This is a genomic window from Albimonas pacifica, assembly GCF_900113695.1.
GTDB classification, from domain to species: domain Bacteria; phylum Pseudomonadota; class Alphaproteobacteria; order Rhodobacterales; family Rhodobacteraceae; genus Albimonas; species Albimonas pacifica.
Genome location: NZ_FOQH01000005.1, coordinates 323,364 through 337,030 on the forward strand (window position 1 = coordinate 323,364; position 13,667 = coordinate 337,030).

General features: G+C 73.9%; 15 protein-coding genes. 9 read left to right on the forward strand and 6 right to left on the reverse strand.

What is annotated here, in order from left to right:
• Positions 1-95 precede the first annotated feature (95 nt).
• The gene (map, locus tag BM064_RS12605; RefSeq protein WP_092860129.1) at positions 96-908 is read left to right on the forward strand and encodes a type I methionyl aminopeptidase; all 813 of its coding nucleotides are present in this window, start codon (positions 96-98) and stop codon (positions 906-908) included.
• A gap of 107 nt (positions 909-1,015) precedes the next feature.
• Positions 1,016-1,951 carry a RadC family protein gene (gene radC / locus BM064_RS12610; protein ID WP_092860130.1) on the forward strand — a complete coding sequence of 312 codons (936 nt, stop codon included), beginning with the start codon at positions 1,016-1,018 and terminating at the stop codon, positions 1,949-1,951.
• 333 nt (positions 1,952-2,284) lie between these two features.
• On the opposite strand, the gene BM064_RS12615 is transcribed toward radC, so the two are convergent.
• Together BM064_RS12615 and BM064_RS12620 are read right to left on the reverse strand one after the other, a co-directional pair.
• Positions 2,285-3,469 carry a DUF1501 domain-containing protein gene (locus tag BM064_RS12615; RefSeq protein WP_342741367.1) on the reverse strand — a complete coding sequence of 395 codons (1,185 nt, stop codon included), beginning with the start codon at positions 3,467-3,469 and terminating at the stop codon, positions 2,285-2,287.
• 10 nt (positions 3,470-3,479) lie between these two features.
• Positions 3,480-4,844 carry a DUF1800 domain-containing protein gene (locus BM064_RS12620; RefSeq protein WP_177236235.1) on the reverse strand — a complete coding sequence of 455 codons (1,365 nt, stop codon included), beginning with the start codon at positions 4,842-4,844 and terminating at the stop codon, positions 3,480-3,482.
• Between the two features lie 284 nt (positions 4,845-5,128).
• On the opposite strand from BM064_RS12620, the gene BM064_RS12625 reads away from it, so the two are divergent.
• Positions 5,129-5,770, forward strand: a complete 642-nt coding sequence (locus BM064_RS12625; protein ID WP_092860132.1) for a ParA family protein — start codon at positions 5,129-5,131, stop codon at positions 5,768-5,770.
• Positions 5,771-5,839: 69 nt separating this feature from the next.
• On the opposite strand, the gene BM064_RS12630 is transcribed toward BM064_RS12625, so the two are convergent.
• Positions 5,840-7,063, reverse strand: coding sequence for an alpha-D-ribose 1-methylphosphonate 5-triphosphate diphosphatase (locus tag BM064_RS12630; RefSeq protein ID WP_092860133.1), 1,224 nt, complete (start codon positions 7,061-7,063; stop codon positions 5,840-5,842).
• Between the two features lie 95 nt (positions 7,064-7,158).
• On the reverse strand, positions 7,159-7,626 hold the full coding sequence (locus BM064_RS12635) for a DUF2165 family protein (RefSeq protein ID WP_177236236.1): 468 nt from the start codon (positions 7,624-7,626) through the stop codon (positions 7,159-7,161).
• Positions 7,627-7,954: 328 nt separating this feature from the next.
• Between BM064_RS12635 and BM064_RS12640 the strand changes: the two genes are divergently transcribed.
• From BM064_RS12640 to BM064_RS12655, 5 genes are all read left to right on the forward strand, one after another.
• Positions 7,955-8,836, forward strand: coding sequence for an urease accessory protein UreD (locus BM064_RS12640; protein WP_092860135.1), 882 nt, complete (start codon positions 7,955-7,957; stop codon positions 8,834-8,836).
• A gap of 54 nt (positions 8,837-8,890) precedes the next feature.
• Positions 8,891-9,193, forward strand: a complete 303-nt coding sequence (locus BM064_RS12645) for an urease subunit gamma (protein ID WP_092860136.1) — start codon at positions 8,891-8,893, stop codon at positions 9,191-9,193.
• Between the two features lie 78 nt (positions 9,194-9,271).
• The gene (locus tag BM064_RS27450; RefSeq protein ID WP_177236237.1) at positions 9,272-9,430 is read left to right on the forward strand and encodes a hypothetical protein; all 159 of its coding nucleotides are present in this window, start codon (positions 9,272-9,274) and stop codon (positions 9,428-9,430) included.
• Positions 9,427-9,732 (forward strand): urease subunit beta, encoded by a 306-nt coding sequence (locus BM064_RS12650; RefSeq protein WP_092860137.1) that lies wholly within the window; start codon positions 9,427-9,429, stop codon positions 9,730-9,732. The genes BM064_RS27450 and BM064_RS12650 overlap by 4 nt, the downstream gene beginning before the upstream one ends.
• Before the next feature lie 136 nt (positions 9,733-9,868).
• Entirely contained in the window at positions 9,869-10,240 is a 372-nt protein-coding gene (locus BM064_RS12655) for a hypothetical protein (protein WP_092860138.1), read from the forward strand.
• Positions 10,241-10,314: 74 nt separating this feature from the next.
• Here the strand turns inward: BM064_RS12655 and BM064_RS12660 are convergent, their stop codons facing one another.
• A complete protein-coding gene (locus tag BM064_RS12660; RefSeq protein WP_245779140.1) occupies positions 10,315-11,175 on the reverse strand; it encodes a cytochrome c in 861 nt (286 codons plus the stop codon).
• 164 nt (positions 11,176-11,339) lie between these two features.
• Between BM064_RS12660 and ureC the strand changes: the two genes are divergently transcribed.
• Complete coding sequence (gene ureC, locus BM064_RS12665) at positions 11,340-13,049, forward strand: urease subunit alpha (protein WP_092860139.1); 1,710 nt, start codon at positions 11,340-11,342, stop codon at positions 13,047-13,049.
• Between the two features lie 86 nt (positions 13,050-13,135).
• On the opposite strand, the gene BM064_RS12670 is transcribed toward ureC, so the two are convergent.
• Complete coding sequence (locus BM064_RS12670; protein WP_092860140.1) at positions 13,136-13,636, reverse strand: hypothetical protein; 501 nt, start codon at positions 13,634-13,636, stop codon at positions 13,136-13,138.
• Positions 13,637-13,667 lie beyond the last annotated feature (31 nt).

The following is a 13,667-nucleotide window of genomic DNA, read 5'->3' on the forward strand; positions in this document are numbered from 1 at the left end:
GGGGGGCGCCGTCCCGCCGCGACCGCGGCGCCGTCGCCAAGGCTATTGCGATGCGCTACATTGCGCGCACGCGAGACGAGAAGAGGATCAGGGGCATGGATGCGCCGCAGCCCGCCGTTACGGCCGAGGGAATCCGCATTTACAAGCCGGAGGATTTCGCCGGCATGCGCGCCGCAGGGCAGGTCGCGGCCGGGATCCTCGACCGCATCGCGGATCATGTGGCCGTCGGCGTCTCGACCGAGGAGCTGGACGCGCGGATCGAGCAGGACATCCTCGACCGGGGCGCGGTCTCGGCCACCATCGGCTACCGCGGCTATCGCCACGCCTCGTGCATCTCGGTCAACCACGTGGTCTGCCACGGCATCCCGGGGCCCAAGAAGCTCAAGGACGGCGACATCCTCAACATCGACGTCACGGTGATCGTCGACGGCTGGTACGGCGACACCAGCCGCATGTTCGTCGCCGGAAAGCCCAACCGCCGGGCCGAGCGGCTGATCGACGTGACCCACGAGGCCCTGCTGCGCGGCATCGCCGAGGTGCGTCCCGGAAACACCTTCGGCGACATCGGCGCCGCCATCCAGACCTACGCCGAGGGCGAGCGCTGCTCGGTCGTGCGCGACTTCTGCGGCCACGGCGTCGGGCGCGAGTTCCACGAGCCGCCCAACGTCCTGCATTTCGGCCGCCGCGGCGCCGGCGCGGTGCTGCGCCCCGGCATGTTCTTCACCATCGAGCCGATGGTGAACCTCGGCCGGGCCGAGACCAAGACGCTCGCCGACGGCTGGACCGCGGTGACCCGCGACAAGAGCCTCTCCGCCCAGTTCGAGCACGCGGTGGGCGTGACCGAGGACGGCTGCGAGGTCTTCACCCTCTCCCCCGCCGGCCGCTTCCATCCGACCTGGGAGCGCTGAGGTCCTCGGCAGGGTTTCCGATCCTGGTGAACCCTTCCGGCCGCCCTTAACCCCGCGCTAACCCTCTGCGGTCACCCTTCGGACATCCGTCTGAAGCGGAGTCGCGCATGGGCCGAAGAGCCTCGAAGACTGAATCGCTGCGCGAGGCGCCGCTGCTGCCCGGCCTCGCGCCGTCCCTGCCTGAAGGCGGGGACGCGGGGCCCGTCGGGCGGCGCGGCGCCGCCGCTTCGGGCGGGGCATGCCCCCCGTCGCCCGGCCTCGCCGAGAGCGGCGACGCCGGCGACTGGTCCGCGGCCGACCCTGCGCCGGAGCTGTTCCCCACCGCCGCCCCGACGCCGGCCCGCAAGCCCTCCAACCCCGCCGCCCCGCCCCCGGACCATCTCGAGCATCGCCGCCGCCTGCGCGAGCGCTTCATGCACGGCGGCGCCGAGGCGATGCCGGACTACGAGCTGCTGGAGCTGGTGCTGTTCCGCGCCATCCCGCGCCGCGACGTGAAACCGCTCGCCAAGCGCCTGCTGCGCGACTTCGGCGGCTTCGACGAGGTCATCTCGGCCCCGCCCGCGCGCCTGACCGAGGTGCAGGGCGTCGGCGACGCGGTGGTGCAGGAGCTCAAGATCGTCGAGGCGGCGGCCCAGCGCCTCGCCCGCGCCCGGGTCATGGGCCGCGACGCGATGCAGAGCTGGGACCAGCTCGTCGCCTACTGCACCACCCGCATCGCGCGCGAGCCGGTGGAGCAGTTCCGCGTCCTCTACCTCGACCGCAAGAATCTGCTGATCGCCGACGAGGCGCAGGGCCGCGGCACCGTCGACCATGTCCCCGTCTACCCTCGCGAGGTGGTGCGCCGCGCCCTGGAACTGCAGGCCTCGGCCCTGATCCTCGCCCACAACCACCCCTCCGGCGACCCCACCCCCAGCCAGGCCGACGTCGAAATGACCCGGCGCATCGTCGAGGCCTGCCGCGCGGTGAGCATCCTTGTCCACGACCACGTCGTGATCGGCCGCGACCGCGTCGCCAGCTTTCACGACCTCGGCCTCCTGGACTGACCCAGCCCGCCCCGAAGCCCTTCCGGGAGCGCCTGTTCTCCGGAGCCGTCTCTCGCTGATGCCGAGTCGCTCAGGCATCAGAAGCGAGAAACGGCTCCGGAGAACAGGCGCGGGCGCATTGTTCTTTGGTGAGTCAGGAGCGTCCTCCCCGCTCGCCGGTCCGGCCCTCCGCCAGCCCCGCAGCGCCCCTGCGCACCGCCCGCCCCGCGCCGCGGGCGCCCGGCGCCCCCACGCACGACGCCTGCCGCGGCGCCTCCCGCGTCCGGACGCGAAACGGCCGCCGTCTTCTTGCGGACGGCGGCCGTCGGCCTCTGCTCGAAGGCTCCCCGCCCGTCAGGCGAAGATGCGGGCGTCCTGGCCCATCGCGATGCCCGGGAACACGTCGCGCTCCAGCGCCCCGCGCTCCATCCCGAACAGCGTGCGCAGCGTCCAGGCCGCGTGGCGGCGCAGGTCGTCGGTGGGCATCAGGTCGCGGTCCTCGAAGAGGTCGGAGGCGCGCAGGCCCGGCCATTGCCCGTAGACCGCGGCCTTCGACAGCGAGCCGCCCGCGTAGATCATCAGCCCGCCGGTGCCGTGGTCGGTGCCCTCCGAGCCGTTCTCGCGCGCGGTGCGGCCGAACTCGGTGATGCACATCACCGCCGTGCGCTCCCAGATCGGGCCGAGGCCCGTCTTGAGCTCCCCGATCGCGGCGGCGAGCTGGTTCATCGGCTTGCGGATCGTCCCCTCCTGGCGGCGGTGGGTGTCCCAGCCGCCCAGCGAGAAGGCGGCGATGCGGCTGTCGCCCCGCAGCATCTCGGCCGACAGCGCGGCGAGGCTGCGCGCGTCGACCCGCTTGGCCGGCCCCCCCTCCATGCCCAGCGAGGCGTCGATCTGCGTCGCCTCCTTCGCCGCGGCGGCGAACAGCGGATCGCGCGCCGAGATCATCTCGAAGAGCTGCAGCGCCTGGGGGCTGAGCTGGAGGTCCGAATCCGGCGACCAGTTCAGCGCCGGGTTGCGCCCGTCGAGCAGCAGCATGTTGTCCCGCCCCACCGCCACCGCGGTGGTGGCCTGCGCGCCGGGCAGCAGCGACAGCGCCCGGTTCAGCCAGCCGTCGCGCGAGGGCGTCATGCCCCCGCTCTCGGCCTCGGTCCCGCTCTCCAGCGCGTCCTGGCCGTCGAAATGGGAGCGCTTGTCGCGATAGGGGGTCGAGACGGCGTGCACGAAGCTCAGCTCCCCCGCCCGCCACAGCGGCATCAGCGCCTCGAGGTCCTCGTGCAGCGCGAAGCGGCCGTCGAGGTCGAAGCCCTTGCGCTCGGGCGAGGTCGCGAGGTTGGGGCGCATCGCGAGATAGTCGCGGTCGGTGTAGGGCCCGACCGCGGCCAGCCCGTCCATCGCCCCGCGCAGGACGATGACCACCAGCCGGTTGTCGCCGGGGGCCGAGGCGAAGGTGACCTTCGACATCAGCGGATAGGCCGCCGCCGAGCAGCCCAGCGTCAGGCCGCCCTTGAGCAGCCCGCGGCGCGAGAAATCCATGGACATCTTCGCCTCCTCAGCGGCGGTTGAAGTCGGGGGACGCGAGCAGAAGCGCGAAGCCTTCGCGCTTCTCGGCGGCCGCGGCGATCGCCCAGGCCGTCTGGGGGTCGAGCGCGTCGCGCAGCGCCGTCTCGGCGTATTCGCGCGGGTCGAGCTGGCGGGCGGCGAGCGCCTCGCCCATGCGCGCGGCCCATTCCAGCCGGATGGCGAGCGCGCCGGGGTTGATCCACTCGGCCGAGGCCTCGGGCCAGCCGTCGGGCCCGGGGGCGCGGTTGACCTGCTGGCCCATGTCCTTGAGCGCCTGCAGCGTCAGGCCCTTGAACGGGTCGTTGCGGCCCTCGAGGGTCTTGGCGGTGACCCCGGCCGCGCGCAGGGCGGCGACCACGATCTCCTGGGGCTGGCGCACCTTGCCGCCGAGCGGGCCCCAGGCGTCGGGGTGGGTCAGCAGCGTGCGCGACAGCGAGGCGAGGTCGCCGCCGGTGCGCCGGAAGTCGGCCTCCAGCGCCTCGACCAGCCGGGCGGGCGGCTCGTCGGCCACGAAATGGGCGGCGAGCTTGGTGGCGATGTGGCGCGCAGTGGCGGGGTGGGTCGCCAGCATCTCCAGCGCGCGCAGCGTCTCCTGTTGGGAGCCGCCGCGGAAGCTCTCGCCCATCAGCTCGAAGCGGCCGGGTTCGGCCCACTCGTCGCGGTAGACGAAAGAGCCCTGGCGCCCGCGCATGGTGAAGCCGGTCAGCAGCATCGCCAGCGCGATCACGTCCTGCTGGCTGTAGGGGGCGGAGACGCCCAGCGTGTGCAGCTCCAGGATCTCGCGGCCCAGGTTCTCGTTCAGGCCCAGCCCCTCGCGCTTGGCGGCCTTGGTCGAGGGCCCGGCCGAGCGGTTCTGGTCGAGGAACACGAGCATCGCGGGATGCATGGTCGCCGCCTGCAGCATGTCCGAGAAGCGGCCCGCCAGGTGCGGCCGGATCGCCTGGTCCTCGAACCCCGCCACGCGCGAGGCATGGGCGGGGAACTTGATCGAGACCGAGAAATGGTTCGCCCAGAACCGTGCCATGCGCTCGGCGAAGGCGTGCTCGGCCTCGACGGAGCGGGCGAGCGAGGCGTCCCAGACGCGGGTCAGGCGGCGGTAGAAGTCGCGCCGCTCGTCCTTGATCATGGCGGCGCGCTCGTCGCTCTTGTTCTTGCGGTCGGCCTTCTTGGCCTCGCGGAACTCCTGGAGCTCGGTCCACAGGCGCTCGTCCTCGGCCGCGTCCACGATCGGGCGGGCGGCGGCGACGGCGCGCAGTCCGGCGACCATGGCGTCGGGGTCGCGCTCGCCCCGCTGGTCGGGGCGGAAGCCCAGTCCGAAGCGCAGGGCGGCGATGGTGTCTTTCTGCAGCGTCATCTCTCGTTCGATCTCCGCAGCGGCGGCTCGCGGGGTGCGGTTCCGGATCTTGCACGCCCGCGCCGACGGTTTCCGTCGCATCCATTTCTCGCGCGCGGGCGCGGCGGGGCGATCATTCCACGGAACGGGCGGGCGCTCCATCCCGGGGGAGGCGGGCGGGAGCGGGGCGGGCTTGCGCGGGGGCCGGTATGCTGAAAGCCTGCGGCGCGAATTCGACGGCGAGCGGGCAGGCCGGCGCCAGGGGCGCGGCGCACGGTCGCCCGGACGGGCGGGAGGACGAAGGCATGGCCGACACGGCCGGGGGCACCATCCTGGTGGCGAACCTCAAGGGCGGCTGCGGCAAGACCGTGATCGCGACGACGCTGGCCGCCGCCCTGGCGGCGACCGGGGCGAAGGTGGCGCTGGCCGACGCCGACCGCCAGAAGTCGGCCCTGCGCTGGACGCGGCGCCGGCCGGTCGAGGCGCCCGCGGTCGAGGCGCTGGACTGGTCGAAGTCCAAGGACGTGGGCGAGCGGCCGAAGAAGCTCGACTGGCTGGTGATCGACGCGCCGGGCGCCCTGCGCGGCGCCAAGGCCGAGGAGCTGATCGCCCAGGCCCGCCTGCTGATCGCGCCGGTCTCGCCCTCGTTCTACGACCTCGACGCGACGAAGCGCTTCCTCAAGGAGATCGAGGACCTCAAGCGCGTGCGCAAGGGACGGGTCGAGGTGCGGCTGGTGGGCAACCGGATCCGCCCGCGCACGAAGGCCGCCGCCGGGCTCGACGCGGAGTTCGAGAAGCTGGGCCACGCCCCCCTCGCCCGCCTGTCCGAGCGCGCGGTCTACGCCGAGCTCGCCGAGCAGGGGCTGTCGATCTTCGACCGCCCGGCGAAGGCGCTGGAGCCGGTGCGCGATCAATGGGCGCCGATCCTGGACGCCCTGAAGGACTGAGCGCGAGGCGCGGGCCGGGCGCGCCCCTGACCTGATCCGGGGCGCGCCCGGCCCGCGGCGCGGCTGAGGTCAGGCGCGCAGCAGGTCCCCCGACAGATGCGCGATCCGCCCGGCCGAGAGCGTCAGGCGCGCGGCGGGCGTCGCGCCCTCGGGCCACTCCAGCAGCGTCAAGTCGGCCCGCAGGCCGGGCGCGATGCGGCCGCGGTCGGCGAGCCCCAGCGCGCGGGCGGGGTTGGCGGAGACGCAGGCCCACAGCGCCGCGCGGCTGGCGCGCTTCTCGGCCGCGAGCCGGCCGACGGCGGCGGGCAGGGCGGGGTGGTGGTAGTCGCTGGCGAGGATGTCGCAGACCCCGTCCTCGACCATGTCTGCGGCGGAGAGGGAGCCGATGTGGCTGCCGCCCCGCAGGGCGTTGGGCGCGCCCAGCACCACGGATTCGCCCGCCGCGCGGGCGTCGCGGGCCACCGCCTCGGACATCGGGAACTCGGCGATGCCGACGCCCATGGCGCGGTGGAAGGCGCGGGTCTCGAGCTGGCTGTCGTCGTGGCTCAGCATCGGCGCCCCCGCGGCCCGGCCCATGGCCGCGACCTGCGCGATGGCCGCGGGGACGCCGGGGCGGCGCGCCCAGACCTCGGCCAGCCGCGCGAGATACTGCTCCTCGCTCAGCTCGGTGCGCGCGGCGACGGAGCGGACGGACCGGCGCACGCCCGGGTCGTCGAACGGGGCCGCGACATAGTGCGGACCGTGCTCGAAGGCGCGCTCGGTGACCGGGGTCGAGCGCTCGCGCAGCATCATCGAGGTGTGGTCGTTGAAGGCGATCGAGGGCGTGGGGCCCTGGGCCAGAGCCCGCTCGATCAGCGGGATCGCCTCCAGCGCGAAGGTCTCCCAGCGGAGCTGGATGCGGTGGTCGATCCCCAGCCGCGGCGCGGCGGCGGCGAGGGCCAGGAGGAACGCCTCCCCCCGCTCGACCGAGCGCAGGCCCGGCTCCCAGCTCAGGGTCAGGGCGTGGTAGGCGGTGGCGATGCCGAGCGCCGCGAGCTGGCGGTCGACGTCCATCGCCGCGACCTCGCCGGGCATGAACACGCCCGGGCGGGGCATCACCGCCCGCTCGAAGGCGTCGCCGTGGATGTCGACGATGGCCGGGGCCAGCACCAGCCCCCGCCCGTCCACGTGCAGCGCGCCCGCGGCGGAAGGCGCGCCGATCTCGGCGATCGCGCCGTCGGCGACCAGCACCGAGGTTTCGGCCGGGCCGTCGGGCAGCAGCGCCGTGGCGCCGCGGATCAGGATCGGGGTCATGGGCGGCTCCGGCGGAGGACGGGGGCGCGCGGTCCCGCGACGCGCGGACGACGGGCGCGCCCGCGGGCCCGTCGGGCGGCGGTGTCGGGTGGCGGTCAGGTGAGGATCTGGAACAGCACGGCGCCCCAGAGCACCAGGAAGAAATGGGTGAACTGGCTGTCCTTCCAGCCGGCCCAGTAGTGGAACCACTGGCCGCCGACGAGGAAGCCGCCCCAGACCAGGCTGAAGGCCAGCGCCCCCGCCGCCGCCACGCCGCGCGCGAAGACCGGCCCGGCGGCGCCCAGCGCGGCGAGGACCAGCAGCAGCGCGCCGAGGCCCAGCAGCGCCGTCGCCAGCAGCTCGAACGCCACGATGGCGGCGTAGGCGAGCGAGTGGACGCGGGGGTGGTCGATGCGGTTGCCCTTCACCTTCTCGTAGATTTCGGGGCGTTCCTCGCGCACGCGGTCCATGCGCATGACCATGCTCACCAGATCGCCGTTCACCGGCGGGAAGCGGATGTTCTCGATCACGCCGATGCCGATCCACGCCGCGGGAATCGCGGTCAGCAGGGCCTGGCCCAGCAAGGTCAACGTCTCCACCCCAAGTCCCCCTCATCGCGTCTCGCCGGCCGCCTTCGCCGGGCGGGCGGAGGTATCCGCCGGCCCGGCCGCCCGGGTCAAGCGCCGGGGCGTCGCCGGGCGCGCCGAGGCGGCGTGCGGGCGGTGCGGCGCCTGCGCGCTGGGCAGGGCGCCCAAGGGGCGGGCAGGGGCCGTCGGGCCGGTCATCTCCGCTTCGGCATGATCGCCGTCGCAGGTCCCGGCGCAGGGGTTGCGCGGCGTTTGTGAACGGGTCATCGTCCGGATCGACCTTCCCTTTTCCGCCCCCGCGGCGGAGCCAGCCCCGGACCCCTGGATGCTCGACGCCGCCCGCCCCGCGACCGCGACCGCCGCCCCCGGGCGCGCGCTCGCGCGGCAACCGCGGGCGGAGGGCGAGGGGCGCGTCTCCTCCAAGATCCGGGCCGGGCGCTCGCGGCTCGACGGGCTCTATCAGCGCGGCTCGGCCAAGTGCATGCTGCCGACGGTCTACGAGGGCGCGGCGCTGGAGGCGGTGCTGCTCAACACCGCCGGCGGGCTGACCGGGGGCGACCGCTTCGACTGGACGGCGGAGGCGGGCGCGGGCTCGCATCTCGTGACCACCACCCAGACGGCGGAGCGGGTCTACCGCGCGCAACCCCATGAGGGTCCGGCCCGGGTCCGCACGCGGCTGCGCGCCGGACCCGGCGCGACCCTGGAATGGCTGCCGCAGGAGACGATCCTCTTCGACGGCGGCGCGCTGGACCGGAGGCTCGAGATCGACCTCGCCCCGGACGCGGCCTTCATCGGGGTCGAGCCCCTGATCCTCGGCCGCGCCGCGATGGGCGAGACGGTGCGCGAGGCCCGCTTCCGCGACGCCTGGCGGCTGCGCATCGACGGCCGGCTGGTCTGGGCGGACGGGCTGCGGCTGGAGGGCGACGTGGGCGCGCTCGCCGCGCGGGCCGCGACCTTCGGCGGCCGGATCTGCGCCGCGACCGCGGTCGTGGCGGGGCCGGGGGCGGAGGCCGCCGTCGTCTCGGCCCGGAACTTGCTTGCCTCGTTTCCCGGGCCCGGCGCGGAGGCGCTGGGGGCCGCGAGCCGGGTGAACGGGGTCGCGACGGTCAGGATCCTCGCGCGCGACGGACGCGCGCTGCGCCGGATGCTGGCGCCGCTGCTGGAGCTCTGGCGCGGCGGGTCGCTGCCGCGGCCGTGGACGATGTGACGGTCCCCGCCGCCGCGAGGCGGGGGGACGCTTGAGAACGAGGGGACGACCCGCATGAACCTGACGCCCAGGGAGAAGGACAAGCTCCTGGTCTCGATGGCCGCGATGGTGGCGCGCGGACGCCTGGCGCGCGGCGTGAAGCTGAACCACCCCGAGGCCATCGCGCTGATCACCGACTATGTGGTCGAGGGCGCGCGCGACGGGCGCACGGTCGCCGACCTGATGGAGGCGGGCGCCGCGGTGGTGACCGCCGACCAGTGCATGGAAGGCATCCCCGAGATGATCCACGAGGTGCAGGTCGAGGCGACGTTCCCCGACGGCACCAAGCTGGTGACGGTCCACGACCCGATCCGCTGATCCCCAGATCGCCCGCCGGCCGGGACAGGGCCGGGCCGGGCGCGCACGAAGCAAGCACCGACAAGGAGACATCGAAGCATGACCAGGACCCTCGCCGCGCTGATCGCCCTCGCCCCGGCCGCCGCCTTCGCGCATGCCGGCCCCGAGGGCCATCTGCACCCCCACGGCGTCGAGACGCTGGCCTTCGCCGCCCTCGCGGTCGCCGCCGTCTGGGCCGCGCGGAGGGCGCTGCGGTGATCCCGGGCGAGCTCTTCCCCGCGGCCGGGGACATCGAGCTCAACGTCGGGCGGGAGACGCTGGTCCTCAGCGTCTCCAACACCGGCGACCGGCCCGTTCAGGTGGGCTCGCACTACCATTTCGCCGAGACCAACCCCGCGCTCGACTTCGACCGCGCGGCCGCGCGGGGCATGCGGCTCGACATCGCCGCGGGCACCGCGGTGCGCTTCGAGCCGGGACAGTCGCGCGACGTGACCCTGGTCCCCTACGCCGGCAAGCGCGAGGTCTGGGGCTTCAACCAGAAGGTCATGGGGCCGCTGTGAGGCGCACGGGCGCGATCGCCCATCGCCGCGGCCGCCCCGCGGCCGAAGCCGACCCGGCGCGGCCGGCGGCGCCGGTTCGGGCGCTTGGCCGGGCGCATCCGCGCGCGCCGCGGGCGCCGGGCGCGGCGGGCCGGGCATGACCCCCGCCCTTGCGGTCGCGCTGATGCTTGTGGTGGGCTGGGTGCTGCCGCTCTTCGGCGGCCGCCTGCTGGGCGGGCGCAGGGGCGTGTGGCTCGGCGGCGCGCTGGCGCTGGCCGCCACCGTCGGCGTCGCCTGGGTCGTGGGCGAGGGCGTGGCCGCCCTGCGCGACGGCGACCCGCGGGCCGAGTTCGACAAGGCGTTCAACGCCTGGAAGCTGATGATCCTCTACATCCCCGCCGTCTGCCTGCACCTGGGCCGCGCCTCGGGCGGGCGCGACGCCTCGGGCGACGGGACCGGGCTGGGCGATCCGGCCTCGCGCAGCTTTCGCCGCCACGGCGGAGACGGCGGCGACGGGGGCGGCGACTGATGCGCGCGCGGCCGCCTGCACGCCCCGAGCGGGGCGACGGTCGCCGGGGCGCGGGCGCGCCCCGGCGGGCGGCTTCACTCGGGCAGCGGCAGCGGGGGCAGGGTGCGCAGGTAGGCGACGATCGCCTGCGCGTCCTCGTCCGTCATCTTGGCGTAGTAGGGATAGCCCATCGGCGGCAGCATCGGCTTGCCGTCGCGGATCCCCAGCCGGATCATGTCGATCAGCTCCTCGTCGCTGCGCCCGGCGATGCCGTCCGCATGCGGCGTCAGGTTCGCGGTGATCGAGATGCCCCAGGGCCCGTGGAACTCGTTCCCGCCCGAACCGAGATGGGTCGAGAGCATCGGGCCGGCGGGGCCGAACTTGCTGTGGCACTCCATGCAGTGAGCCACGGGACCGGCGAGGTATTCGCCGTATTCCGCGGTCGGCCCGCGCGCGGGCGCGGTCACGCTCTCCACCGGCGGCCCGTAGTCGGGGGGCAGGGGGAAGTTGTAGACCGAGGCCGGGGTCTCGCTCTTCACCGCCGGCAAGGTGCGCAGGAAGGCCACGATCGCGTCGAGGTCCGCGTCGCCCAGGTCGCGGTAGAAGACGAAGGGCATCGGCGGGCCGATCAGCGAGCCGTCGGGGCGGATCCCCTCGCGGATCGCGCGCTTCAGCTCGGCGTCGGACCAGGCGCCGACGCCGGTCTCCGGGTCCGGGGTGATGTTGGGGGCCCAGGCCTCGAAGGCCGGGTTCTTCTCGACCAGCCGTCCCGCGAGCTCCTGGCTCATGTCCGGGCCGGTCGGTCCGAAGGGCGTGTGGCAGTTGCCGCAGGCGGCCACCACGCGCACCAGGTATTCGCCGCGCTCCAGCTGGGTCTCGGCCTGCGCCGCCCCTCCGACGGCGGCCGCGCCGACGAGCAGCAGCGCCGCGCGCGCCGATGCCTTGCGAAGAATCACGATGGCGTCCTCTCTCCCTCTGCGGCGCGCCCCACGCGCGCCGGCGCGCAGACGGTAGCGCCACGTAAACCGGGCGGTCCAGCGCCATCGCGCGTCCTCCGACCGCCGTTCCCATCCCCCCGGGCCGCCGCCCGGGCCCCCTCTCGCAGACCGGAGGCCTGACCATGCCCGCCCGCATTTCCCGCGCCGCCTACGCCGGCATGTTCGGTCCGACCACCGGCGACCGCCTGCGGCTCGCCGACACCGAGCTGGTGATCGAGGTCGAGCGCGACCTGACCGTCTATGGCGAGGAGGTGAAGTTCGGCGGCGGCAAGGTGATCCGCGACGGCATGGGCCAGAGCCAGGTCACCCGCGCCGAGGGCGCCGTGGACACGGTGATCACCAATGCGCTGATCGTGGACCACACCGGCATCTACAAGGCCGACGTCGGCCTGAAGGACGGTCGGATCTGCGCCATCGGCAAGGCCGGCAACCCCGACGTGCAGCCGGGCGTCGACATCATCGTCGGCCCCGGCACCGAGGTCATCGCCGGCGAGGGCCGGATCCTGACCGCCGGCGGCTTCGACAGCCACATCCACTTCATCTGCCCCCAGCAGGTCGAGGATGCGCTGCACTCGGGCGTCACCACCCTGCTGGGCGGCGGCACCGGGCCCTCGCACGGCACCATGGCCACCACCTGCACGCCGGGGCCCTGGCACATCGGGCGGATGCTTCAGGCCCTCGACGGGCTGCCGATCAATTTCGGGCTGTCGGGGAAGGGCAACGCCTCCCGCCCCGCGGCGCTGGAGGAGATGGTCAAGGCCGGCGCCTGCGCGCTGAAGCTGCATGAGGACTGGGGCACCACGCCGGCCGCCATCGACTGCTGCCTGTCGGTCGCCGACGCCATGGACGTGCAGGTGATGATCCACACCGACACGCTCAACGAAAGCGGCTTCGTCGAGAACACGCTCGCCGCCATCAAGGGCCGCACCATCCACGCCTTCCACACCGAGGGCGCGGGCGGCGGCCACGCCCCCGACATCATCAAGGTCTGCGGGGAGGCGCATGTCATCCCCTCCTCGACCAACCCCACGCGGCCGTTCACGCGCAACACCATCGACGAGCATCTCGACATGCTGATGGTGTGCCACCACCTCGACGCCGACATCCCCGAGGACGTGGCCTTCGCCGAAAGCCGGATCCGGCGCGAGACCATCGCCGCCGAGGACATCCTCCACGACATCGGCGCCTTCTCGATCATCGCCTCGGACAGCCAGGCGATGGGGCGGGTGGGCGAGGTGATCATCCGCACCTGGCAGACCGCGCACAAGATGAAGGTCCAGCGCGGCCGGCTCTCGGACGAGACCGGCGCCAACGACAACGTCCGCGTGAAGCGCTACATCGCCAAGTACACGATCAACCCCGCCATCGCCCACGGAATCAGCCGCGAGATCGGCTCGATCGAGGTCGGCAAGCGCGCCGACCTCGCGCTCTGGTCCCCCGCCTTCTTCGGCGTGAAGCCCGAGCTGGTGGTGGTCGGCGGAACCATCGCCATGGCCCAGATGGGCGATCCCAACGCCTCGATCCCCACGCCGCAGCCGGTCTATTCGCGCCCGATGTTCGGGGCGCTGGGGCGCAGCCAGGAGATGGGCTCGGTCACCTTCGTCTCGGAGGCCGCGATCGCCGAGGGGATCGGCGCCCAGCTGGGCCTGCGCAAGGGGCTGGTGGCGGTGAAGGGCACCCGCGACATCGGCAAGGCCGACATGCGCCTGAACGCCCACACCCCCCACATCGAGGTGCACCCGGAGACCTACGAGGTGCGAGCAGACGGCGAGCTTCTGACCTGCGAGCCCGCGACCGAGCTGCCGATGGCCCAGCGCTATTTCATGTTCTGAGCGCCGCCCCGCCCCGGGCCGCGCCCGCGCGGCGCGGGGTCGGCGGCCCGGTCAGGATCGTCGAGACCGCGGCGCCGAGCCCCGGATCAGGACCGCAGCGCCGGAGCGCGGGCCTGCAGACGGGCGCAGAGGCGCCGCCAGCCGTCGCGGGACTCGGGCGAGGAGGCCGCGGCGAGGCCGGTGCGGTGGCTGCGCACCACCAGGTCGATGAAGTCGTCCGGGGCGGTCATCCGCCGCTCGTCGTGGTCGTAGGCCGCGTGGAAGGTCACGTCGGCGATCTCGCCCACGCCGCAATCGTAGACATAGGTCAGATGCAGCGCCCACACGCCCACGCCGCGGGGGGCGGGCGCGACCTCGGCGTCGAGCTCGGGCAGGGTGTCCAGCCGCGCGTCGAAGTCGCCCTGCACCCGGGTCGAGACCAGCACATGGCGGCCGTCGTCGTCCAGATAGGCCTGGTCGAGCGCCACGAGGATCTCGAGACCGCGCAGACGGCCGACGTTGGTCCACGTCTCCAACCCCGACCCGCCGACCACGGGAACGGTCGTCGCGAGCACCGCGGCCGTCGCGCAGCGCAACAGGATCGTCATGGTCAGCTTATCCTCGGAGGGCCCTACGAAC